19 protein-coding genes and 1 pseudogene are annotated in these 24,014 nt (G+C 68.7%); 10 read left to right on the forward strand and 10 right to left on the reverse strand.

Annotation, left to right across the window (positions count from 1 at the left end; genetic code table 11):
* The first annotated feature begins 430 nt into the window (after positions 1–430).
* The 3 genes and pseudogenes from H9L22_RS17320 (at position 431) to H9L22_RS17330 (ending at position 10,537) form a co-directional block, all read left to right on the forward strand.
* Positions 431–6,817 carry a DEAD/DEAH box helicase gene (locus tag H9L22_RS17320; protein WP_187720977.1) on the forward strand — a complete coding sequence of 2,129 codons (6,387 nt, stop codon included), beginning with the start codon at positions 431–433 and terminating at the stop codon, positions 6,815–6,817.
* On the forward strand, positions 6,810–9,032 hold the full coding sequence (locus tag H9L22_RS17325; protein ID WP_187720978.1) for a UvrD-helicase domain-containing protein: 2,223 nt from the start codon (positions 6,810–6,812) through the stop codon (positions 9,030–9,032). The genes H9L22_RS17320 and H9L22_RS17325 overlap by 8 nt, the downstream gene beginning before the upstream one ends.
* A gap of 592 nt (positions 9,033–9,624) precedes the next feature.
* A pseudogene (locus H9L22_RS17330) lies at positions 9,625–10,537 on the forward strand (IS5 family transposase).
* A gap of 290 nt (positions 10,538–10,827) precedes the next feature.
* On the opposite strand, the gene H9L22_RS17335 reads toward H9L22_RS17330, so the two are convergent.
* The 7 genes from H9L22_RS17335 to H9L22_RS17365 form a co-directional block, all read right to left on the reverse strand.
* A complete protein-coding gene (locus H9L22_RS17335) occupies positions 10,828–11,037 on the reverse strand; it encodes a hypothetical protein (protein WP_187720979.1) in 210 nt (69 codons plus the stop codon).
* A 163-nt stretch (positions 11,038–11,200) separates the two neighbouring features.
* Positions 11,201–11,455, reverse strand: a complete 255-nt coding sequence (locus tag H9L22_RS17340; RefSeq protein ID WP_187720980.1) for a hypothetical protein — start codon at positions 11,453–11,455, stop codon at positions 11,201–11,203.
* 94 nt (positions 11,456–11,549) lie between these two features.
* Positions 11,550–11,831 carry a metal-sensitive transcriptional regulator gene (locus H9L22_RS17345; RefSeq protein WP_187720981.1) on the reverse strand — a complete coding sequence of 94 codons (282 nt, stop codon included), beginning with the start codon at positions 11,829–11,831 and terminating at the stop codon, positions 11,550–11,552.
* Positions 11,832–11,858: 27 nt separating this feature from the next.
* Entirely contained in the window at positions 11,859–14,648 is a 2,790-nt protein-coding gene (locus H9L22_RS17350) for a heavy metal translocating P-type ATPase (RefSeq protein WP_187720982.1), read from the reverse strand.
* A 127-nt stretch (positions 14,649–14,775) separates the two neighbouring features.
* On the reverse strand, positions 14,776–15,042 hold the full coding sequence (locus H9L22_RS17355) for a heavy-metal-associated domain-containing protein (protein ID WP_187720983.1): 267 nt from the start codon (positions 15,040–15,042) through the stop codon (positions 14,776–14,778).
* A gap of 136 nt (positions 15,043–15,178) precedes the next feature.
* Entirely contained in the window at positions 15,179–16,681 is a 1,503-nt protein-coding gene (locus H9L22_RS17360) for an ABC transporter permease (RefSeq protein WP_226965964.1), read from the reverse strand.
* Complete coding sequence (locus H9L22_RS17365; protein WP_226965965.1) at positions 16,678–17,385, reverse strand: ATP-binding cassette domain-containing protein; 708 nt, start codon at positions 17,383–17,385, stop codon at positions 16,678–16,680. Before H9L22_RS17365 ends, H9L22_RS17360 begins: the two co-directional genes overlap by 4 nt.
* Before the next feature lie 338 nt (positions 17,386–17,723).
* On the opposite strand from H9L22_RS17365, the gene H9L22_RS17370 reads away from it, so the two are divergent.
* From H9L22_RS17370 to H9L22_RS17380, 3 genes are all read left to right on the forward strand, one after another.
* Positions 17,724–18,521, forward strand: coding sequence for a prolipoprotein diacylglyceryl transferase (locus tag H9L22_RS17370; protein WP_073186935.1), 798 nt, complete (start codon positions 17,724–17,726; stop codon positions 18,519–18,521).
* Between the two features lie 8 nt (positions 18,522–18,529).
* Positions 18,530–18,961: a hypothetical protein gene (locus tag H9L22_RS17375; protein WP_175558271.1), complete on the forward strand. Its 432-nt coding sequence runs from the start codon at positions 18,530–18,532 to the stop codon at positions 18,959–18,961.
* A gap of 146 nt (positions 18,962–19,107) precedes the next feature.
* Complete coding sequence (locus H9L22_RS17380) at positions 19,108–19,287, forward strand: hypothetical protein (protein WP_068752814.1); 180 nt, start codon at positions 19,108–19,110, stop codon at positions 19,285–19,287.
* Between the two features lie 102 nt (positions 19,288–19,389).
* Here the strand turns inward: H9L22_RS17380 and H9L22_RS17385 are convergent, their stop codons facing one another.
* The 3 genes from H9L22_RS17385 to H9L22_RS17395 all read right to left on the reverse strand — a co-directional run bounded on the left by H9L22_RS17385 (position 19,390) and on the right by H9L22_RS17395 (position 21,975).
* Positions 19,390–20,043 (reverse strand): DUF305 domain-containing protein, encoded by a 654-nt coding sequence (locus H9L22_RS17385; RefSeq protein WP_073186934.1) that lies wholly within the window; start codon positions 20,041–20,043, stop codon positions 19,390–19,392.
* A gap of 88 nt (positions 20,044–20,131) precedes the next feature.
* Positions 20,132–21,271 carry a sensor histidine kinase gene (locus H9L22_RS17390; protein ID WP_226965966.1) on the reverse strand — a complete coding sequence of 380 codons (1,140 nt, stop codon included), beginning with the start codon at positions 21,269–21,271 and terminating at the stop codon, positions 20,132–20,134.
* Positions 21,268–21,975 carry a response regulator transcription factor gene (locus H9L22_RS17395; protein WP_073186932.1) on the reverse strand — a complete coding sequence of 236 codons (708 nt, stop codon included), beginning with the start codon at positions 21,973–21,975 and terminating at the stop codon, positions 21,268–21,270. The genes H9L22_RS17390 and H9L22_RS17395 overlap by 4 nt, the downstream gene beginning before the upstream one ends.
* Before the next feature lie 131 nt (positions 21,976–22,106).
* On the opposite strand from H9L22_RS17395, the gene H9L22_RS17400 reads away from it, so the two are divergent.
* The 4 genes from H9L22_RS17400 to H9L22_RS17410 are packed head-to-tail and all read left to right on the forward strand — an operon-like array spanning position 22,107 to position 23,993.
* Positions 22,107–22,409 (forward strand): glutaredoxin, encoded by a 303-nt coding sequence (locus tag H9L22_RS17400; RefSeq protein ID WP_226965967.1) that lies wholly within the window; start codon positions 22,107–22,109, stop codon positions 22,407–22,409.
* Entirely contained in the window at positions 22,409–22,840 is a 432-nt protein-coding gene (locus H9L22_RS19300; protein ID WP_226965968.1) for a hypothetical protein, read from the forward strand. The genes H9L22_RS17400 and H9L22_RS19300 overlap by 1 nt, the downstream gene beginning before the upstream one ends.
* Positions 22,723–23,373 (forward strand): cytochrome c biogenesis CcdA family protein, encoded by a 651-nt coding sequence (locus tag H9L22_RS17405; protein ID WP_226965969.1) that lies wholly within the window; start codon positions 22,723–22,725, stop codon positions 23,371–23,373. Before H9L22_RS19300 ends, H9L22_RS17405 begins: the two co-directional genes overlap by 118 nt.
* The gene (locus H9L22_RS17410) at positions 23,370–23,993 is read left to right on the forward strand and encodes a peroxiredoxin family protein (RefSeq protein ID WP_187720984.1); all 624 of its coding nucleotides are present in this window, start codon (positions 23,370–23,372) and stop codon (positions 23,991–23,993) included. Before H9L22_RS17405 ends, H9L22_RS17410 begins: the two co-directional genes overlap by 4 nt.
* Positions 23,994–24,014 lie beyond the last annotated feature (21 nt).

The raw sequence follows: 24,014 nt of genomic DNA on the forward strand, positions 1-24,014 counted from the left end.
GCGGGCAGTTGCGCTTGTCGTGCCCGTGAAAACCACAGACGCTGCACTCTCCAGCATTGGAAGAAACGTCGCATGATCGCCTGTCATGCCCCTGTTCACCACACCAAGAGCAGGTCCTGGTTCCAGTCGAGCTCATATCTTGTCCTCCGTCTGTTCGCGGCGATGGCGAGCCGATGCTCATCCGGAGTCTAGCGGCTCAGGTGCACCGCCAACCCCCACGGAGGCATATTCGGCCAGCGGCTCGAAGGGCCGCTCCGGTCGCACGCTGAGATATGCCGCGACGCCAGCGCGCGACGCGACGAATCTCAGCCGTCTACTCTCGAGGGTCGCTGGCCCAGCCAGATCCGTTGTCACAACCATCCGTATGGGGGTTTCTTCGATAGGTTGGCGATGGCGGGGCCACTCGCGCCCCGGCAGGAGGACTTGCCTTGTGAGTGAGCTATTGCCCGGCTGGCAGGCCATGCGGCTGCGAGTCGGCCTCATCGACTACCTCACCACCACCTTCGCACTGGTCGACTCCGACGCGCAGGCCGGACTCCACGAGCTCCTGGAGGACGAGGCGGAGGGGATGTTCAAGGGCCCCTACCTCCGCACCGGGATGCCGTTCAGCGCAGCCCCCCGCCGAGCCGTCTCCCCGCTGGACTGGATGCCCTCCGGTTTCGACCCCTACGCTCACCAGGCGGCGGCTTTCCGGCGACTCTCCAGCCTCAACGGCCGTCCCCAGCCGACGCTGGTCACCACCGGAACGGGGTCGGGCAAGACGGAGGCCTTCCTGTATACGATTCTGGACCACTGCCTTCGCGCCCGCCGGCAGGGCGTGGGTGGGATGAAGGCGCTCATCCTCTATCCGATGAATGCACTGGCCAACGATCAGGCGCAGCGACTTGCCCGGCTGATCACCGGGCGCGACTCGGACGGGCACCAGCCCCTGGGCTCGATCACGGCCGCCCTCTACACCGGCGAGGCGGCCGTCTCCACCGATGGGAAGCGCTTCGGTCCTACCACCAAGGTCACGGAAAACGGGCTCATCACCGATCGGGCGATCATCCGCGATGATCCGCCGGACATCTTGCTGACCAACTACAAGATGCTCGATCAACTCCTCCTGCGGTCTGCGGACCAGAAGTTGTGGGAGAAGTCGGCGGAGTCGCTGACCTACCTGGTTCTGGATGAGTTCCACACCTACGACGGGGCGCAGGGCACGGACGTCGCGATGCTGTTGCGTCGTCTTGGGCTGGCGCTGAAGTCGTACTGGCCGGAGCGGGGGAGCGCTGGTGACACTCACAGTGCGGAGGAGTGGGGTCGGCCGTTGGGGCGGATCACGCCTGTGGGGACCTCGGCGACGCTGGGGCCGCGGGAGGATGCGCCGTCGGGTGCGATGGACATCGTCGATTTCGCCACTCGGGTGTTCGGGGAGAAGTTCGATGACGGCTGTGTGGTGGGGGAGCAGCGCTTGGCTCCTGATGAGTGGTCGGATGTGGGGGCCGGGTTGAGCGCTCGGCTGCCGGTTTCTGAGGTTTCGACACGGGGCTCGCTCCGCTCGCGCCCGGCTCAACCAGCAGAAACGCAAGCGGGCATGGGCCCCTCTGCCCGCGGTTTGGGAGAGGTGACGGAGCAACTGGCGGCGGACGTCGTCGGCCAGATCGACGACGACACCGACCCAGCCGAGCTGTGCCGGATCGTGCTGACCGCCCTCCACGAGGATCCGGAAACCGCCGACCTCAAGACCCTCGCGAAGTCCAGTGCGTTCATCCGCGACTTCCTCGCGGCCACCGGCCAAGCCACCCATGTCACCGAGCTTGCGCGGCTCGTCCGCGGCACGCCCGAGACGCTGGAGGTCCGCCGTCGGTTCGTCATCGCCGTCCACGGGGCGCTCGGACACCTGCGGGCACGGGGCAAGGACGGCGGGCCCGACCGGACCATGCCGTCCACCGAGGCGCACCTGTGGGTGCGGGAACTCAGCCGCATCGACCGTTACGCCGACTCCGCCGCCCGCTTCCGCTGGGCCGACGACGGACCGCCCGTCGCGAGCGAGGACGCCACCCAGGGCGGCGGGATCGCGTTCCCCGCCATCCATTGCCGGTTCTGCGGCCGTTCCGGTTGGGGAGTCGAGCTCGGCCCGGTCGGCGACCAGCTCGCGGCCAACGACGAGAACATCCGACGCCACCACGTCACCCGCGAGGGCCGGTTCCGACCCCTCCTCAACGCCTCGGCGGACGTCAACTCCGACGCCCCACCCGAGACCGGGCTGGCCTGGTTCGACCCCCGCGAGCGCCGGATCACCACCACCCCCAGCGACGTCGACCCCACCGCCGTCCGCGAGGGCCGCGTGCTGCGCGTCGTCACCCACGTCGGCGAGGACGCCGACGACGACTCCGCCAAGGACACCTGCCCCAGCTGCGGCCAGACCGACGCCATCCGCTTCACCGGCAGCGCCATCGCCACCCTGATGTCGGTGACGCTGTCCAACATGTTCGGCCAAGCCACCCTCGACGAGGCCGAGAAGAAGTCGCTGGTCTTCGTCGACTCCGTCCAGGACGCCGCCCACCGCGCCGGCTTCGTCTCCTCCCGCTCCCACACCCTCACCCTGCGCTCCGTGCTGCGCGCCGCCGGCGACGCGCCGCGATCGCTGCCCGCCCTGGTGGAGCACGCCGTCGAGCAGGCCCGAGGCGACAAGTACAAGCGCTACCGGCTGCTGGCACCCAACCTCACCGCCCGCGAGGAGGAGTTCAAGCCCTTCTGGGAGCGGGACAACCCGCCCGCCAAGCTCACCGCCATCGCGCAGGAGCGTCTGCTGTTCTCCGCCACCCTCGAGTTCGGCCTCACAAGCAGCTTCGGTCGCACCTTGGAGCGCACCGGCACCATGAGCGCCCACGTCGCCATCGAGGGCGCCGACCTGCTGCGCTCCGCCAGGAGGGCGCTCGACTCGCTCGACCCCGGCCTCTTCCCCCACGACGTGGACGACCGGATGCTCACCGCCTGGGCCCGCGGCGCCGTCGAACGCATCCGCACCCAGGGCGGCGTCTGGCACCCGTGGCTGGAGCGGTACGTCACCGAGGACGGCAACCGCTGGCACCTGTGGAGCCGCAAGGGCCGCGCCAAGTACATGCCGCCCTTCCCGCCCGGCCGCTCCACGCCCGCCTTCCCGCGGGTGGGTGGCGCGAAGATCGAAGCGTCCAAGGCGCTGCTCGACCCCGTCACCGGCACCCGAGCCTGGTACGCCCAGTGGGCCCGGCGCTGCCTCGGCGTCGACGGCGCCGCCGGGGGAGTGCTCGCCCGCACGCTGCTCGACCAACTCGCCAAGGACCAGCTGCTCCACGCCGTCGAGACCCGCAGCGGCGCCACCGTCTACGCCATCGAGCCGGAGCGCGTCGTCGTCGCGCCCACCGAGGATTCGGACGTCGACGCCGGCCGCCACACCCTGCGCTGCACCACCTGCCACGGCGAGTTCCCCGTCAGCCTCACGACCGGCGCGGAACTCGACGGCGGCCCCTGCCTCCACGCCACCTGCGCCGGCACCCTCGCTCCCCACCCCGGCGACCCGGACAACTACTACCGCCGCCTCTACCGCTCCTCCGAGGTGCGGCGCGTCGTCGCCCGCGAACACACCAGCCTCCTGGACACCAAGAAGCGCCTCGAGTACGAGAACGCCTTCAAGTCCAGCGCCGACGACCCCACCGCGCCCAACGTGCTGGTGGCCACCCCGACGCTGGAGATGGGCATCGACATCGGCGACCTGTCCTCGGTGATGCTCGCCTCCCTGCCCCGCACCGTCAGCAACTACGTGCAGCGCGTCGGGCGCGCCGGACGCCTCACCGGCAACGCGCTGGACCTGGCGTTCGTCCAGGGCCGCGGCGAGTTCCTGCCCCGACTCGGCGACCCGCTCTCCCTCATCAACGGCGCCGTCACCCCGCCTGCCACGTACCTGAGCGCCGAGGAGATCCTCCGCCGCCAGTACATCGCCCACCTCGCCGACAGCCTCGCCCGCGACCCCGACGCCATCCACCCCCGCACCACCGGCACCGCCCTCGCGCAACCCATCGGGGGGAAGGCCACCTTCCTCGACCAGCTCGTCGAGGCCTCTCGGCAGCCCGGCGCCGTCGACCGCTTCCTCGCAGCATTCGCCGTCGACGGCGACCTCACCGCCACCCTCCGCCCCGACGCCGCCGACGCGCTGCGTCAGTGGGCCACCCCCGGGCCGGACGGCTCCAGCGGCCTCGTGGCCACCATCGGCCGCGCCGCCCAGCGCTGGCATGCCGAGCAGCAGGACCTCAAGGACCGCCTCGACCAGCTCGTCGCCGAACTGCCCGACCTCGAGGCCCGCGAGCAGGACAGCGACGACGACGCCCGCGCCCTCAAGGAGGCGCGCGCCGAGCAGCGCATGCTGGAAGCCCAGATCGGCGCCGCGTTCGGCGACTTCTGGATCTCCGCGCTCGAGCGGATCGGGCTGCTGCCCAACTACTCGCTGGTCGACGACTCCGTCCAGCTCGACGTCACCATGAGTTGGATCGACTCCGACACCGGCGAGTACCACTCCGAGGCGGCCGACTACTCCCGCGCCAGCGCCAATGCCTTGCGCGACTTCGCGCCCGGCGCGTCGTTCTACGTCGGAGGACACCAGATCGACATCGACGCCGTCGAGGTGGGCCACGACGGCTCCGCCATCCGCACCGTCCGGCTCTGCCCCCACTGCGGCTACAGCCACGACGGCGACGACACCCCCACCACCTGCCCCCGCTGCGGAAAGTCGGGCATCAACGACGTCGGCCAGAAGTTCGAGACCATCGAGCTCACCCGCGTCTCCGCGTTCGTGCGGCGTGACGAGTCCCGCATCGACGACTCCAACGACGAACGCGTCCGCGCCGGCTTCTCCATTGTCACCGCCGCAGACGTCGACCCCCAGACCGTCCAGCACCGCTGGTACACCACCGGCGGGCTCGGCGTGGCGTACCTCAAGGGCATGGACGTGCGCTGGTACAACCTCGGCCCCCGCCGCCACACCGCCGGCGAGATCACCATCGCCGGCAACCGGCTCGCCGGGCCGCGGTTCCGGATCTGCGAGGCCTGCGGCCACCTCGACCGCACCGGGCTGGCCAACAAGCGCGACGAGCACCGGCCCTGGTGCAAGCACCGTCACAGCCACGAGGAGCACACCCGCTCCGTGCTGCTCACCCGCAAGCTCACCACCGAGGGCGTCGTGCTCACCCTGCCGCAGGGCATCGCGTTCGGCGACGACGTGTTCGCCGTGCCCAGCCTCACCGCCGCGGTGCTGCTGGGACTGCGGGAGAACTACGGCGGCGCCCCGGACCACCTCGACGTCGCCTTCATCAAGGACCCGCTGCTCGACAACCGCGACGCCCTCCTCCTGCACGACCTCGTCCCCGGCGGCACCGGCTACCTGGCCGAGCTGGCCGACCCCCGCGAGCTGTGGCAGGTGCTGACCGGCGCGCTGGAGCGGGTCATGGACTGCGCCTGCGCCGACGAGGGGCGCCTGTCCTGCCACCGCTGCCTGCTGCCCTTCGCCGCTCCGTACAACCGCGAGGTTACCTCCCGGGTTGCGGCCGAGCGGCACCTGCGGACGCTGCTGGGCATCGACGGCGGGGAGCCGCCGCTGGTGCCGTCGTGGAAGATCACGGAGGCCCCGCCGGTGCCGGACCCGACGGGGGAGTCGTGGCTGGAGGAGCGGTTCCGCGCCGCGTTCCTGAGGCTGGCGGCCAAGCTGGGAGGCACCGTCAAACAGACCCCGAGCATCTCCGGCGGCAACATCATCACCGTTTCCCTCGGCTCCCGCACGTTCCGGCTCCGGCCGCAGGTGCACGTGGCCAACTCCAAGCCGGACTTCGTCCTGTCCAGCGAGGGCCTGCCGGATGTCGCGATCTTCACCGACGGCTGGCAGTTCCACGCCTCCCCGAAGTGCAACAACATCGCCGACGACGCCGCCAAGCGCCGCATCCTCCGCCAGGGCAGCACCCTCGTGCTGGCGATCACCGCGCAGGACCTGGCGCTCGACGAAGCGGGCGACGCGGTGGCGCCGCCGTCATGGTTCAGAGCGCCCCTGGTCCAGAGGTTGAACGCCGAGCCGAGCATGCAGCACACCGCCGCCGCGCGGGAGGCGCTGCTCGGCGGGCCGCTGGCGTTCCTGGCCGGATGGATGCAGCAGCCCGACCCGGACAACCTGCAGCGCTTCGCCCGGGCTGCCGCGTTCTCGGTGTTCGCCTCCGGCGCCGCTCCTGCGGACGGGCCGGTAGCGGAGCTGGCCGTCGGTCTGCTGTCCGGGTCGGGCGGGCAGACGCGGGTCTGGCGGCAGGGCAGCCTCGCCGTTGCGGTGAGCGTCCCGGCCCCGGGCTCGGTGCGGCTGGCCGCGGTGCTGGATGACACCGTCGACGTAACCACCCCCGAAGCCAAGGACGCCTGGCGTGAGTGGTTGCGGCTGGCCAACGTTTGGGCGCTGCTGCCCGCGTCGATCGCCGCGTTCGAGGCCCGCTCGGCCGCGGCCGTCCCGGCGGCTCCGGTGGTGGACATCGTGCACGGGGGCGTCGACGTCGGCGCCGAGTGGCAGCCCATCGTCGAGGAGCTGGCGGGGGAGTCGGCCGAGGTGCTCGACCTCATCGCCGCGCTGAGCGAGGCCGGCGTGGCGGTGCCCGACGGCGAGGTGGGCCACGAACTCGACGGTGTGCCGTTCGAGCTGGTGTGGACGAGCGAGAGGATCGCGGTGCAGCTCGACCCCACCCCGGGCGTCGAGGTGGACGGGTGGCGCGTCCTCGCGCCCGACGCGGCCGTGATCGCGGCGGCATGGAAGGAACAGAGCAGTGCCTGAGAGCGTCATCATCTACCCGAAGCAGGACAAGCTGCTCGACTCGTCGATCAAGCAGAAGGCCTACAGCTTCCTCGAGAAGCTCGCCCAGGACGACAGCGCGCCCGGCCTGCACATCGAGCCCGTCAACAACGCCGCCGACGCCCGCGCCCGCACCGGCCGGGTGGACCAGCAGTACCGGGCGCTGCTGTTCAAGCTCACCACGCCCACCTCGACCGCCTACGTGGTGCACGGCATCTACAACCACGACGACGCCTACACGGTGGCCGCCAAGGTCAAGCTGACGATCAACCCCATCAACGGGCTGCCCGAGTACAGCGAGACAGCGGCGCCGGATCCCGTCCTGACGTGGGCGGAGCCGGCTGCTGCCGAGCCCTTGCCGGCAGCGCCCCAGCCGTTGATCGCGTTCAGCGCGGCCGACCTCACCGTCTCCCTCGGCATCCCGCCGACCACCTCGGAGCAGGCCGTCGCGCTCACCAGCAAGGACGCGCTGCAGACGTTTGCGCAGACGCTGCCCGAGTGGCAGGGCCTCGCGCTGCTGCTGCTGGCCGACGGGGAGTCGATCTCGCAGATCCAGCAGGAGCTGGAGATCATGAACCGTCCGATGAGCCACGAGGAGGCCGCCACCCGGTTCGTCGAGCCGGAACCGGTGAGCGACCAGGAGCTCCTCGACAGCTTCGACCACCCCAGCGCCCAGATGGGGTTCGCCAAGCTTGCCGGCGCCGATGAACTCCGCCGGGTCATCACCGGCGGCGACTTCTCCGCCTGGCGCGTGTTTCTCCACCCGCAGCAGCGCACGTGGGTGCGGGGCAATTGGAAGGGCCCCTACCGGATCTCCGGCGGCGCCGGGACCGGCAAGACGGTCGTCGTGCTCCACCGGGCGCGGCGGCTCGCGGTCGAGGACCCGGGCGCGCCCATCGTCGTCACGACCTTCACCACCAACCTGGCCGCAGAGCTGTCGCGGAGTCTCGAGCGGCTCGACCCGGACCTCCGCTTCGCCGACGCCCTCGGCGCGCCCGGGCTGCACGTCAAGGGGATCGACGCGCTCGCGCGGGCGGTGGTGCAGTCGGCTGGGGCCGACGTGAGCGAGGCCGTCGCGACCGTGCTGGGCGTGGGGCGCACCGACATCGGGGGCCGGACCGACACCGACGCCGCCTGGCGCCAGGCCGTGCTGCGCGCCGGGGAGGACCTGGACGAGAAGCTCCGCAAGCCGGCGTTCCTGGCCGCGGAGTACGAGATGGTGATCCTGCCGCACCGCATCACGCAGCTGGCCGACTACCTCAAGGTGGCGCGGGCGGGTCGCGGGGTGCGGCTGTCGCGGGCGGGGCGCAAGGCCGTGTGGGCCGTCGTCGAGGCCTACCGCGGCGCCGCCCGCGAGGCCGGGACGCTCGACTTCGCAGAGGCCGCCTCCATCGCCGCCGCACACCTCGAGGCGACGGGGGACCGGCCCGCCCGGCACGTCCTCGTCGACGAGGGGCAGGACTTCAAGCCGTGCCACTGGCAGCTGGTCCGGGCGCTGGCTCCCGAGGCGCCCAACGACATCTTCATCGCCGAGGACGCCCACCAGCGCATCTACGGGCAGAAGCTGATGCTCTCGGCGTACGGAATCCGTACCCAGGGGCGGTCGCGGGGGCTGAAGCTCAACTACCGCACCACGGCGCAGAACCTGGCGTGGGCCGTCGGGGTGCTGACGGGGCAGGAGGTCATCGATTCCGACGGCGAGGCCGAGACCATGGCCGGCTACCTGTCGGCGCGCACCGGGCCGAAGCCGGAGGTGCGGTCGTTCCCGACGCTGACGGCGGAACTGGACTTCGCGGCCGACCTCGTCGGCTCCTGGGTGGGCAGTGGTGACGTGGCGCCTGAGACGGTCGCGGTGCTGGTGCGCGACAGGGTGACCCGCGACCGCGTCGTCGCCGGGCTGGGGGAGCGCGGCGTCGAGGTGAGGGCCTTGGAGGCGGGGACGGTGAAGCCCGGGTACCCGGTGGCGCTGACGATGCACCGGGCGAAGGGCACGGAGTTCGCGCGGGTGCTGCTGTTCGGGCTGAGCAAGGACTCGATGCCGATGGGGTTGAAGGCCTACGACTACGACGACGAGGAGCTCAGTGAGGCGCAGCTGAGGGAACGCTCGCTGCTGTACGTGGCGGCGTCGCGGGCGCGCGACGAGTTGGTGGTGACGTACAGCGGCACCCCGTCGTCGCTGCTGCCCGCATCCCAGTGACAGTGACGGCCCTTGTCGGTGCCGTCGACGGCGAAGAGCCGAGTCAGCCGGCGCAGAGGGTCCCTCGACGAGAGCCGAATGATTGCCCGGATCTAGAAGCCGCGAAGGGCCTCCGAATCAGTGCTGCCAGAGTGCGGTAACGGGAAGGATGTGCAGCCAGCCGCCGACGACGGCGGTCTGGGTTCCGGTGTGGAGGCAGGCACCCGTGATGTTGAGGTCGGGGAAGCGGTCTCTGAAGCGGATGAGGTTGGTCCAGGCCGCCGGTAATGGAGGTGCTGCTCTTGACTTCGATGGACAGGAGACGCCCGTCGGCCAGTTCGATGATGAGGTCGACCTCGAGGCCGTCGAGATCGCGGAAGTGGTGCAGGCAAGTAAGGGGTGTCACTCTTGCAGACAAGAGGCTGTGAACTTGCAGATTTGAGCTGATCAACCTGCAGGATTGAGGCATGGATTCCGAGCAACGATTCCACGTCCGGGTTGTGTCGCCCCACGGCAGTCGACCCAAGCTACTTGGTAGTTCGGTGTCGTAGCGGGTACCAGACCTAGGGCGTGTCTCCCAAAGATCTGGGTCGATGGGCGGGATTGTTGACTCATGTCTCGTTTTGCTGTGCTCGATGACGCTTCCTGGGCCCGGATCGAGCCGTTGATGCCGTCCTCGGACGGCCGCCGGGGGCGGCCCTTCCGTGACCACCGCGAGGTGATCGAAGGGATCATCTACCGTCTGCGGACCGGGATCGCCTGGCGGGACCTCCCCGCGTCCTTCGGCCCCTGGCAAACCGTGTGGAAGAGACACAAACGATTCAGCACCGACGGCACCTGGGATCGCATCCACGCCCGGCTGGTCGCTGAGGCCGACGCCAAGGGCGAGGTCGACTGGACCGTCAGCGTGGACGCCACTATCAACCGCGCCCACCAACACGCCACCAACACCAAGCGCGTCGAGCGACCAGCGGGCCTCACAGGGGGCTGAATGGAGTTACAAGAACTCCTCCGCAGACCCCGCCCACGAGCCACCCGACCACGCGATCGGACGCTCCCGCGACGGGCTGTCCACCAAGATCCATCAACTGGTCGACGGCCGCAAACGCCCCCTGACGATCACGCTGACCGCGGGCCAGGCCGCTGACTCGCCGGTGCTGAAGTTCCTCTCGGCCGACCTCGCTGTCAAACGACCCGGGCCAGGCCGACCACGCACACGCCCTGAGGCGGTGCTGGGCGATAAGGCCTACTCCGGTCGCGGCAACCGGACGCTGCTGCGCAGCAAACGCATCACCGCCGTGATCCCGCAGCGGGCCGACGAGATCGGACACCGGCAACGCCGCGGGTCCGCAGGCGGACGCCCTCCAGCGTTCGACAAGGTCACCTACAAGAACCGCAACGTCGTGGAGCGCTCCTTCAACGACCACAAGCAATGGCGCGGCATCGCTACCCGATACGACAAACACGCAGCCATCTACCGAGGAAGCGTTGTCCTACGCGCGATCACCCTCTGGCTTCACGCATAAGGAGACACGCCCTAGACGAGTCAGGACACACCTGGGCCGCGATTCACCTGCCTGCTTCCACGACGCCAGCGCTACCAGCACATGACCGAGGGGCGCCACGTCGAGCTCGCACAGCGACAATCCGCGATGGCTGAAGCCGATCCGGCACCATCGTGGACCGCCGCTCATTCCTGTCACGCGGGCTGATCTACTCGCGGGCGGCTGCCCCTGAACCCTTACGGAGGGCGTTGACGTGCCGCTGGGTTCCTGCTGCCCTGCCCCTCCACAGGGGGAGCGGGGCGACACGGCGATCAGAGGGTCTCCATGGTCCTGAGGACTTCGATGGTGGTGGCCATTCTGCGTATCACCGCGGCTGCGACGGTCTCCTGGTGAGGTGTGAGGTCCATTCGGTCAAGTGAAGAGGGTTCATGATGGCTCATCCGGTTCGGCGCAACATCGCCCATCTTTCGGCTTCGGAGCGTCAGGCGTACATCGATGCCGTGTTGCAGGCTGACCTGCATGCCTTCTCAGACGGCGTCTCGTACTGGGATAAGCAGGATCAGATCCACCAGGTGACGCACAAGGGGCCGTGGGGAGCGGCGCTTCTGGTCACTGGTACCCCCCTTGCCTTGGGCGTTCGCTTGGTTTGTGTGGTGGGGTCGGAGCCTTCGCCGCGGCCAAGTTTCAGTGGCGGTGCCCGGAGCCTGGGCGGCCGTGCATGAGCAGCATCATGCCGGCGCAGAGGAGGCCGCCGATCAGGGCGCCTCCGCCGCCTCCGCTGAACAGGGACCACAGGCCGAACCCGATCAACGGTAGGCACATCAGGAGCATGTGCCACATGTGGCCACCGTGGCCTTGGTGCTGCTGGGCGGGTCCGGTGGCCGCGGGTGGGGCGTCGGGGCCGGTGTCGGTGGGGCGGTGGTGGCTGTGGAGGCTCATGAGCCGGGTTCCTCTCGTTCGGGTGCTGCTTCCACTGTGCGGGGTCCGGATTCAGATCCGATCCGCGGCCGGTCAACCTCTGATCAAGAACGGTTCAGCTGCGGACGAGGCGGGCGATGGCTGTGGAGGCCTCGGCGACCTTGGCGTCGCGGTAGGCGGGCTCTGGGGAGTGGATGGCCTGGGTGAGGCAGTGGCGGAGGTGGTTGCCGACCAGGTCCAGGGCGACTGAGCGCAGCGAGCCGGTGACTGCTGAGGTCTGGGTGAGGATCTCGAGGCAGTTGGCGTCCTGGTCGACCATGCGGGCGATGCCACGGATGTGGCCTTCGATCACCGCGAGTTGGCCGATGAGTTCCTGACGCTGTGGGTTGCTGGTCATTGTCCTGGACCTGGTCTGGTACGGCGCCTAGTGGTGGTGCGGGGCGGGGGTGGGCTCGTGGTGGTGCTCGCCGTCGGTGTGGGGGTGTCCGTAGCGGGCGGGGTCGGCGTCGAAGGCTTCGGCGCAGTGGGTGGAGCAGAAGTAGATCGTGGTCTCGCCGATGGTGCGGGTGGCGGCCGCGGTGGCGGGGCTGACCTTCATTCCGCAGACGGGATCGATGTGGGTGGCGGCGGTGGTCTTCTTGCCGAACATGGGGGTGTCCTTTCCGGTGGTGTGGTGCTGGGTGGTGGGGGTTTCGCCGCCGATTTCGACGACGGGGGTGACGGGGGAGCCGGTGGTGGGGGACTCGTGGATGGGGTGTGGTGCCCAGCGGCGGAGCCGGTTGGCGTTGGTGACCACCGACAGTGAGGACAGGGCCATGGCTGCGGCGGCGACCATGGGGCTGAGCAGGATCCCGAAGACGGGGTAGAGCAAACCTGCGGCGATGGGGATGCCGAGGGTGTTGTACAGGAACGCGAACACCAGGTTCTGTTTGATGTTGCGCATAGTGGCCCGCGACAGGTCAACGGCGGTGACCACCCCTGACAGGGCGCCGGAGATCAGGGTGATGTCGGAGGATTCGATGGCCACGTCGGTGCCGGTGCCGATCGCGGAGCCGACGTCTGCCTGCGCGAGGGCGGGGGCGTCGTTGATGCCGTCGCCGACCATTCCGACGATCTTGCCTTCGTCCTGGAGGCGTCGGACCTCGGCGGCCTTGTGGGCGGGCATCACTTCGGCGACCACGCGACGGATCCCGACCTGGGAGGCGATCGCGGCGGCGGTTGCCCGGTTGTCGCCAGTCATCATGATGACCTCGATGCCGCGTGCCTGGAGGGCCGCGACCGCGGCCGGGGAGCCGTCCTTGATGGTGTCGGCGACCGCCACGATTCCCGCGGGGAGCCCATCGACGGCCACCAGCATCGGCGTCTTGCCCCCTGCTGCGAGCGCGTCATGCAGCGGCCGCAGCGTGTCGGTACTGATGCCATTTTCGTCGAGAAGTCGCCGGTTGCCGACCAGGACGTCGTGGCCGTCGACGTGGCCGCGGACGCCTTGCCCGGTGACCGAGTCGAAGTCAGTGACCTCGCCCAGGGTGAGACCGCGGTCGGTGGCGCCGGTGACGATCGCCGCCGCCAGGGGGTGCTCGGAGCTGTTCTCGATAGCGGCGACCCAGCCGAGGAGCTGGTTCTCATCGAACGCTGCGACGGTGGCGACGTCGGTGAGGGTCGGTACACCCTTGGTGATGGTGCCGGTCTTATCGAGGATGATCGCGTCAAGCTTGTGCGCGGTTTCCAGTGCTTCAGCGGAGCGGATCAGGATGCCGTGTTCGGCTCCCTTGCCGGTGCCCACGGTGATCGACATCGGGGTCGCGAGCCCCAAAGCGCAGGGGCAGGCGATGATCAGGACCGAGACCGCGGCGACGAGCGCGAACACGAACACCGGCGGCGGACCCACCAGCAGCCAGATCGCCAACGTCCACACCGCGATGATGATCACGACCGGGACGAAGTAACTCGAGACCTTGTCCACCAGGCGTTGGATGGGGGCCTTCGAGCCCTGGGCCTCACGGACCAGTTTGATGATCTGGGCGAGCATGGTGTCGGAGCCGACCTTGGTGGCGACATATCGCAGTGCCCCGGTGGCGTTGATGGTGGCGCCGATGATGGTGTCGCCGACGGTCTTGGCCGCAGGGATGGATTCGCCGGTCACCATCGACTCGTCGACAGCGGAGGATCCGTGGATCACCTCACCGTCGACAGGCATCTTCTCCCCGGGACGGATCACGATCACATCGCCGACGACGACGTCCTCGACCGGGATCTCCAGTTCGGTGTCGTCGCGCAGGACCCGCGCGGTGCGGGGCTGGAGGCCGATCAGCTTACGGATGGCCTCACCGGTGCCGGCCTTGGCTTTGGTTTCCAGGAGCCGGCCGAGCAGGATCAACGTGATGATCACACCGACGGCTTCGAAGTACACCTGCCGCAACTCCTCAGGCAGGAGGCCGGGGGCGAAGGTGACCACCAGGCTGTAACCGAACGCCGCGACAGTGCCCAGCGTGATCAGCGAGTTCATGTCCGCGGTGCGGTGCGACAAGGCCCGCCACCCGACGCGGTGGATCGGCCACCCCGACCACAGCATCACCGGCGCAATCAACGCCAACTGCAACCACGGACTCATCAAGATCTCAGGCACCCAGGTGGCGCCGAACAGTTCGACGGCCATCACCGCGATCAGCGCCGGGGCTGTGAGGATCGCGCCGATGGTCACCCGCCGGGTCAGGTCCCCGATCTCCGCGGCCCGCTCCGCCTCATCGTCATCGGCGCCGTCGGTCGACAGACCCGTCGCCGCCGGGGAGGCGGTCGTCTGCGCATGATGCTCCGGTGCGGTGGTGGGGGTGGGTGCGGTGTGGGGGTCGCCGGTGACGCGGATCAGACCGGAGACCATGTTCATGCCGCATGCGAAGCGGAACTCGCCGGCCTCCGTGGGCGTGAACTCGACGGCGGTGGTGCGGTACGCGGGAAGGCTCGCGTTGACCTTGAAGTCCGACATCACAACTCGCGAGGTGCACTCACCGCCCTCTCGGCGGTCGAACATGATCCGCACCGGCATCCCGGGACGCACCCCCTCGATCACGCCGGGGTTGTAGCCCCCGTCGACGGTCACATCGACCACCTGAACACCGTCCTCGATGCGGACTTTCCCGGCCCGTTTCGGGCCAAAGAAGAACCACAACAGCAGCCCGGTCAGGACCACCGCCCCACCTATGACCAGCCAGAGCATCACAATCTCCACTTCTTCTCGACTCCCACCCATTACCCTGGGGGGGTATAACTCGAGGGTAGACCCAGGAAGGTTCGGAAATGACCCAGAGGGGGTCAGGCTTCGGTCAAGATTTCCGGGCCACCGCTCACAGAGGCGGCGTGGAGCGGTGTCGGACCCCGGGGCGGGGGCGGCGCAGGCGTCGGGTCAGCTCGAACCCGGAGCGGTCGAGGGTGGCTCGGACCTGGTCGCAGGTCACGGCTCCGGCCGGGGCCAGGGTCAGCAGCGACTCGCCGTGCGGCTCCAGATCCAGGGCGACGGTGTGCACCCCGGGTAGGGCGCGGACTGCGTCGACGGCGCTGATCATGCAGCGCCAGCAGCTGAGTCCGCGCACCCCGTAGGTGGTCTGTGTCATCGTCGTCACGTCGAATCACCCTCTCTTCTCTGGTCGGTTTCGCGTGTCCAGGTCGATGGTGCCCCGGGCTGTGTCCGGGACTGGTCTGGGTGTGGTCAAGTTCTAGGCAAGACCGGGGTCGGGCCGCGCGTGCTTCCTATGGGCACCGGTTTTGTGGTGCTTGTGCGGGTGCTGAACATGACCACGACGACTGAAGTGAGCCCGAGGATCCAGACCGCGGCGATGAGGAGGCCCCCGTTTCGTCGAAGGTGTCGGTGAGGCCGGTGTCGATGAGGACGAGGTAGGGCCCGTAGCCCGGGAGGAACGCTGCGGCGCCGGGTGGTTCCAGCCGCAGCATCGGGCTCTGCGTGATACCGAGATCCAGGAAAGGGATGACGAATGCGATCAGTACTCCCGTGACGCGTCCAAGGAGGAATCCGAGGCACATCCCCAGCAGTGCGTAGACGGCTCCGATCAGTAAGGTGCCGGCGATGAATCCCGCCCATTGACGGGCCGTGAACACCATGGCCGTGATTGTCAGGGATGCGGCCGCTGCGACGAGGACCGCGGCTGCGACCTCCTTGATGCGGCCGACCAGCAGTGCGGATCGGCGCATCCCGGCCTGGACCAGGCGGCGATCCCCATCACGGTTGTTGAGGGCGATGAACAGCCCAGCCACGGCGGCCAGCGAGGCCACCGCGATCGGCGCCATGGTTCCGGCGTGCGTGTCGGGCAGCCAGAACCGCATGTCGACCTCCTGCCCGCCGTCGATCACCCGCATCACGGAGAACCGCTCTTCGGTGATCAGTTTCGACAGCCAGATGAAGATCACCGGCACCGTTACGAGGAGGACCCAGAGGGCTGGGTTGCGTCGGTACTGTCGCATCCCCATCCGGAAGCTCTTCCCGACTTGCCCCGCCCAGCCCGGTCGATGCGAGCCGTCCGGGTGCCGAGCGTTGCGTGTCGCGCGCGTCAGGAGCAGTCCGCTCGACAGGAGGGCTCCGCCGACCCACACCAGTGCGATGGCGAGGTCGCCGAGGTTTCCCCCATGGCCCAAGGGCAGGTCCACCATCCACAGTGTGACGAAGTGGGTGGGCATCCAGCGGGTGATCTGCACCCGGTCGGGCGAGGTGAGCGCCGGTCCGAAGAACACGTCGAGGATCCAGACGAGCAGGATCACCACCGTGCCGTTGACCTGGTCCGTGACGACCGATCCGACCGCGGCGCCGATCCCGACGTAGATGACGGCGAACATCATCGTCCCGGCCGCGACGCGGAGCGGCTCGTCCACTGCGGTGCGCAGGAACAGCGTCGCCAGGGCCGCTGTGGAGGCCAGTGCAGCGATCAGCAGGCCGGTCGACATTCTGGCGACAACGAGGGCTGGGGCGGGGAGGCCCGCCAGGACCAGACGACGGTCCGCCGATCTCGCCTGGCCAACCTGGAAGAACATCGCCAGCGCCGCCAGGAACGCGGCGGCCCAGCCGGTGGTCGCGGTCTCGACTGCCCGGCCAGTGCCCCCCAGCAGTTTCGCGGCATCGGCCATCGGTTCCGCGGCCACCCACACGAACACGACCGGGATCAGAATCAGGACCACCAGGTTCACCGGGTTGCGGCCGTAGTCCAGGAGGAATCGGCGGGTCAGCACCCCGACCGCGGTCATTTCGGGGTCGCCTTCCCGTCACGCAGTTCGATGATGCGGTCGAACCGCGCCTCGTCGGCGATGAAATGACTGATCACCAGCACTGCCCGCCCGGATGAGCGCCCGCGCGCGACGAGCTCCCAGAACCGAAGATAGGTGTCCCAATCGAACCCGGCATAGGGCTCGTCCAGCAGCAGGACCGCCGGGTCCGGTAGCAGAGCCAGGGCAAGATTCAGTTTCGCGAGGGTGCCCCCGGAGAGCCGGTCCGCCCGCTCGTGCGCGTATCGCCCAAAGTCAAGTTCCTCGTACAAGGTCCCCTGCGCCCGGAGCCGCTCATCCCGGCTCATCCCGTAGGCCACCGCGAATAGCTCGAAATGTTCATCGCGCGTCAGGCGCTCGAACACCACCGGACGCTGCGGACAGTACCCCAAGGCCCCCTGCAGCTCCACGGCGCCGGCGTCGGCTGCCAACCCCCCGACCAGGATCTGCATCAGCGTCGATTTGCCCGATCCGTTCTCCCCGACCAGCCCGACGACCTCGCCGCGGCTCAGCGACAGTGACACACCGTCGAGCACATGGTTGCGCCGCACGAACGGCCACAGCCCCTGACGATAGGTCTTGGAGATCGCGGTCCCCGCGAGGACCACGTCCGCTCGAACGCCATCAGAAGAGGCGCCGCTTGAACCCATGTCGATCACCGCCTTCGAATCCCATGTGACTTTCACGCACCCGCCAGTGGGCTTCGCCAGACCGCCACAAGGGCCCATTCCTCAACGACCCGAGCCGTGGTGTGTCGGGTGACCCGTGGCGGCGCCACGACACCCCCAAGGGGTATGTCATCAGGGTAGGCACGCTCTAGTGCGGAGATCACCGTCAGGGGGTCAGGCTTCGGTCAAGTTTCCGGGCCTTACGGCCGCGACACCTCGTCCGGGCTGGGGACGGGGATCTTGACCAAACCTTGTCCGGGTCCTGCTCGTTGCTTGACGTGACCGGTTCAGACTGGGCACTGAGGCCGCGCGGTCACGTCGTGCGCCTGGAACTTCTTTGACGATGGGAGTGGGCTGTGTGGCCTGAGGTGTTCTCGATATTTGGTGTAGGGATCCAGTCCTATGGGCTGAGTAAGGCGCTGGCGCTGCTGGTCGGCGCGTATCTGCTGGGTCGAGCGTTCACGCGGATCGGCTACGACAAGGACTTGGCGCACTCGATCGCGTTGTGGGCGACAGTGTGGGGATTCGTCGGCGCCAAGGTGTACTACCTGATCGCGAACTGGGACAACCTCAGTTGGCACCTGTTCGGCGGCTCGGGGTTCGTCTGGTACGGCGGCCTGATCGCGGGGGCGATCGCGGTGATCGTGATGACCCGACGCCACGACCTCCCCCTTGGACGGGTGGCGGGCGCGATGGCGGCCCCGCTCTCGGTGGCCTACGGCATCGGCCGGATCGGCTGCTTCCTCGCCGGTGACGGCACGTACGGCACACCCACCGACCTGCCCTGGGGGATGGCGTTCCCCAACGGGGTGGTGCCGGTGAACGTGCCGGTGCATCCCGTCCAGCTGTATGAGGCCGCCGGCGCCTTCCTGATCGCCGGCATCCTGTGGGCGCTGGGTCGCAGGCTGCGACCGCTGGCCGTGTTCGGGTCCTACCTGCTGCTCAGCGGCGCGGCACGCCTGCTCGCCGAGGTCGTCCGGATCAACCCGCACGTCCTGTTGGGCCTCACCGAGGCGCAGCTGATCGGCATCGTCAGTATCATTCTGGGCGTCGCCCTGATCCTGCGAGACGCCTTCCACCCCGCAGTTGCGCCCTCAGATGCTCCTGTCGGCTCCGAATCGGCCGTCCTTAGCTCTCACCCGGTCGGGAGGTGAGCGGCGCCATGGACACGATCACCGAGCCGGCCACAGCCGTGAGGGGTGGTCGCGGGTTCTGGGGTGCGCTGTGGGCCGGGACCAGGGCCACCGTCGGCGCCCTGATGGGACTGGCGCCGCACGTGATGCATCACATCGGCTTCCTGGCCGGGGCCGCGTTCCTGACCGGGTTCCTCGGCAACTCGCTCCTCTATGTGGTCGGGTTGCTGCTGAGCATCCCGCTGCTGCGACGGCTGCGTCGCCGATTCGGCACCCGGAAGGCCCCCGCGATCGGGGTCGCGGTGTTCACCGCCCTGTTCGCCCTGTCCGCGTTCGTGATCGGGCCACTGTTCAACCCCGCCACCCCCAACCAACCAGACACGCCGTCACCGGCGGCCTCCGCCAGCGCGTCCGGCACCGAGGACCACGAGGGGCACCACAGCGCCTCGCCCACCCCATGATCAACACCACAATGAAATGAAAGGAAACCAAGCACATGTGCAATCACGAGCATGGACACCAGCACGGGAACCAGCAGGAGGCAGGCTGCTGCGGCGGTCACGCCGGCGGCGGTCAGGGTGGGGGCCATCACTGTCAACATGACGTGGTGGCGGGCCCAGGCGACGAGCTGGTCACCTGCACGGTCCGCGGGACCAGCACGCTGAAGTCCACCGCCGAGGCGGCGGGACTGTTCCGCGACGTCGAAGGCCAGCGGTTCTACTTCTGCTGCCGACGTTGCCAGGACCTCTTCGACGCCGAGCATCTCGCCAGCAACCCAGCCGCCTAACCCCGCCAGGTACGGCGTTCGCGCCAACCAGGGCAACCGACGAAGCGCCCGCCCAGCCACAACGGCTGGACGGGCGCCTCATCGCTTGCACGCCTGGGTTGGTCAGAGGCTGGTGAGCATCTCCTGCATCTCGGTGATCTCAGTCTGCTGGTCGGCGATGATCTTCTCCGCCAACATGAGAGCATCCGGGTTCTGCCCCTCGGCCAACTGCTGCTCGGACATCCCGATCGCACCCTCGTGGTGGGCGATCATGGCCTCGAGGAACGCCTGATCAAAGTCGGCGCCGGACATGCCGTCGAGTTGGGTCATCATCTCCTCCTGGCTCATTCCGTTCATGTCCATGCCGCCCATGTCCATGCCGCCATGCCCACCGGGGGAGACATCTTCACCCCAGGCGCTGAGCCAGGCGGTCATCTCCTCGATCTCCGGGCCCTGGGCCTCGGCGATCCGCTCCGCGAGGGCCACGACCTCGGGGGATTCGGCGCGTTCGATCGCCAGCTGAGACATCTCGATGGCGCCCTCGTGATGGATGATCATCATCTGCGCGAACGTGGTGTCCTGGTCGTTGTGGTCGGCGGACACCTCAGATGAGGCGCTCGCCGACGCCGACTCGGACTCAGTGGCCGTGGCGGAGGTGCTGCCTGTCGGGGAGGTGGTCGCCGCGGGGGGAGTGGCGCCCTGGTCCGCGCAGGCCGCCAGGGTGGCCGTCAGGACCAGCCCCGCCAAAGTGGCAGTGATCCGCTTAGTGCGTGTCATGAAAGATGCTCCATTCCTGGCCGACGGGGGCCGCCGGTCCTAACGTCGAGGCTATGAACGATCAGCTCAAGAGCCAACCCGTGTAAGGTCAAGAATCGATCAAGACCCGCTCAGGTGCTGGCGCGGTGGGCAGGTGCAGGGTGAAGATCGAGCCGTGTCCGGGGCCGGGGCTGGCGGCTGTCAGTGAGCCGCCGTGAGCCAGGGCGAGGCTGCGGGCGATGGTCAGCCCGATCCCGGAACCGCCCGCATCGCGGGCCCGTGCCGTGTCAGCGCGGTAGAACCGGTCGAACACCTTGGCGATCTGGTCGGGGGTCAGGCCATCGCCGGTGTCGGTGACCGTGATCACCACCTCGTCCCTGGACTCGCGTGCACTGATGTGCACGATCCCGCCGGTGGGGGTGTGCCGCAGCGCGTTGTCGAGGAGGTTGCCCAGGATCTGACCCACCCGCTGCGGATCGGCTGCGATGAGGCCCGGGTCCGAGTCCGCAGATAGCGTGACTCCCTTGGCCGCGTATCGGGTGGCGACGGAGGCGACGGCGGGCTCGATGAGGTCCCAGACCGGCTGGGTCTGGGTGTCGAGGGTGAATCGGCCTTCCTCGGCGCGGGATACGTCGTCGAGGTCGGCGGCGATCTTCTTGAGCCGGGCGGCCTGGAGGGTGAGCAGCTGTTGGCTGTCGTGGTCCCAGGGGACCACGTCATCGATGACGGCCTCCAGCTCAGCGGTCAGGGTGGCCAGGGGCGTGCGGAGCTCGTGTGCCACGTCGGAGAGAAGCCGCCGTCTGCTGGTCTCGGTGGAGTCCAGGCGGCTCGCCATGTCGTTGAATGCGTCGGCGACGGCGTTGAACTCGGGACTGGTCGCGGTGTCTGGGACGCGCGCCTTGTAGTCGCCTGCCTCGACCAGGGCCGAGGCGGCGGTCAGCTGCTCCAGGGGGCGGCGGAGCCGCCTGGTCTCCAGCCAGGCCAGGCCGATAGCCAGCGTGAGTGCCACCACCAGTCCGATGCCCAGCGATCTGACGCCGGCCTCCAGGAACGCCTGCTCCACATGCCCCATCTCGGCGGTTCCGTCCAGGTGTCCCAGTTGCTGCAGGTGCTCGTGGAACAGCGGAGGCCCGACCACCACCGCGACCAGGGCCGCTGTGATCACACCGACCGCCACCACCAGCGCCTGGGTGAGGAAGGTGCGGGTGCCCCACCGCATCCGGCCGACGTAGCCTCTGAGCCGCATCATCCTCCTGCTCCCATCCGGTATCCGACGCCGCGGACGGTGAGGATGTAGCGCGGTTCCGTGGGGGGATCGTCGAGCTTCTTGCGCAGGTTCGCCACATGGACGTCGACGACGTGATCGTCGCCGACCCAGCCGGCGCCCCACACCGCGTCGATGATCTGGCGACGACTGAGCGCCACGTTGGGTCGAGCTGACAGTGCGTCGAGGATGTCGAACTCGGTGCGGGTCAGCCCCACCTGCTGGTCGTCGACCCAGACGTCGCGGCCTTCCGCGTCCACCCGCAGCCGTCCGAACTCGCGCGGCGCGGCCGGCTGTGTGCCGTGGGCCTGGCGGCGCGGGCGTCTCAGCACGGTGTTGACGCGGGCGACCAGTTCGCGGGGGCTGAACGGTTTGGTCAGGTAGTCGTCGGCGCCCACCGACAAACCGATCAGCTTGTCGACCTCGTCGGCCCGGGCGGTCAGCATCAGGATGTAGCAGTCGGAGAACAACCTGATCTGGCGGCACACCTCGATCCCGTCAATGCCAGGCAGACCAAGATCAAGAATGATCACGTCGGGATCCAGCTCCTGCGCCGAACGGACCCCGTCCGGGCCGGTGTAGGCCAGGGACGTGTCAAACCCCGCCTTGTTCAGGTAGGACGCGACGATCCCCGCCAGCGGGCGCTCGTCATCGACCACCAACACACTCGACCTGCGGGGCTCAGCCATACAGCCATTATTGCCACACGCCCACACGCCCACCCGCCAACCTGCCTCGATCGACCTCTCCGGGGGTGTTCTTGGCCGAACCTTGACCCCGCCTGAACCGTTCCCTGATCTACAGGGTTGAGGCTGGAAGGGTGAACGAGATCCCGGCACCTGCCTTGGCGGCCGCCCCGACCGATGTGGTGGACGTCACCCTGGTCACCACCCCGGCCTGCCACTTCTGCGACGACGCCCACCAGCGCCTCCACGCCCTGGACCGCGCAGGACTGCTGCGGCTGACGGCGGTCGCGGCGGAGTCCCCGCGAGGTCAGGCCCTGATCGCCGAGCACCGGCCTGGGAGTTTCCCGCTGACGCTGGTGGCGGGCAGCTTTTTCCACGCCGGCCGCATTCCGCGCGGCAAACTCGCGCGGCTCGTCGACCACCTGGGTGCCCGCTGATGGGCGCCGACCTGCTCAGCGCCGGCGGCATCCTGGCGGCCTTCCTCGCCGGCGGGGTGGCGCTGTTCGCCCCGTGCTGCATCGTGTTCCTCGCCCCCAGCTATCTGGCCGCGGCCGCGAAGAACCGCCGCTGGAGACTGATCCCGCTGACCTTCGTGTTCGCCGCCGGCCTCGCGCTCGTTCTGGTCCCCATCACGATGGGCGTCAGCCTGATCGCCGGCGCCATCGCCAAGTACCACGTCGTTCTCTACTGGGCCGGCGGCCTGTTGATGATCGGACTCGGCCTGCTCGCGTTGTCGGGGCGATGTGGTCCATGCCGTCGTTCCTCCGCGCCCCCGATACCGCCCGCGGTGACACCGCCACCTTCTTCAGCCTCGGCGTGTTCTCCGGCATCGCCTCCAGCTGCTGCGCACCCGTCCTCGCCGGGGTGATGACCCTGTCGGCGCTGTCGGGCTCGCCCGTGGGTGGGCTGGTGCTCGGTCTGGCCTACGTGTTCGGGATGGTGATCCCGCTGTTCGTGATGGCGCTGCTGTGGGACAAACGGCCCGAAAGGATGCGCCGCCTCCGCGCCAAGCCCATCCGGATCAGCCTGGGGCGCTTCACGCTGGCTACCAACACCGTCAACCTGCTAGTCGCCGTCGGGTTCGTGATCATGGGCATCCTGGTGATCGGCCAAGCCGGCGCCACCGAGATGACCGGTGCCGACGCCCCTCTCGTGGGCATGGGCGCCTGGCTCTCCGAGGTCTTCGCCTGGCTGATCGCGATCACCGCCCCCATCCCCGAAACCGTCCTCGGCCTCGCGCTGCTCGCCCTGGTGGCCGTGTTCGTCGTAGCCACCCTCCGCGACCGCCGACACGCCCAACCAGTGGCCTCGGCCCACGAATGCTGCGACACCGAAACCTCACAGACCCCTGCGCCTGAGGAGACCGGCGCACCGACCATCCCCTCCCAGGAGCCCCGATGACCCCCACCACCACACCGGAACCCTCCCGCCGCGAGCAACTCAAAGCCCGCCAACAGGCCGAGACTCAGCGCGACAAGAGGCGCCGCACCTGGACCCGGATCATCGGCGCACTGGTCACTGTGATCGTCGTGGCCGTCGTCGGCTACGGACTGTGGACCGCCATCCCCGAGCAGGGCGACACCCAGCGCCTCGCACCCGACTTCACCCTCACCACCACAGCCGGCACCTCAGTGACCCTCAGCGACCAGCGCCCCAACCCGGTGCTGATCTACTTCAACGAAGGCGCCGGGTGCGCCTCCTGCACCATGCAGATGGCCGAGATCGAGAAGAACCCCGGATTCGCCGAGGCGGGCATCGAGGTGCTGCCCATCGTCATGAACAGCGCCGACCAGATCCTGCCCGACCTGCAGCAGTTCGGCGTCACCACCCCCTATCTCCTCGACGACGGGACCGTGTCGAAGGCGTACGACGTCCTCGACAAGGGCATGCACCCCGGGATGCCCGGTCACGGCTTCGTCCTCATCGACGGCGACGGCGTCCAACGCTGGAATGGCAACTACCCCTCCATGTGGCTCGACCCGCAAGAACTCCTCAACGAGGTAACCACGCGGCTACGGTGAAGTCACTGGATGGGACGTGTC

This window comes from Tessaracoccus defluvii, assembly GCF_014489575.1.
Taxonomy (GTDB): Bacteria; Actinomycetota; Actinomycetes; order Propionibacteriales; family Propionibacteriaceae; genus Arachnia; species Arachnia defluvii.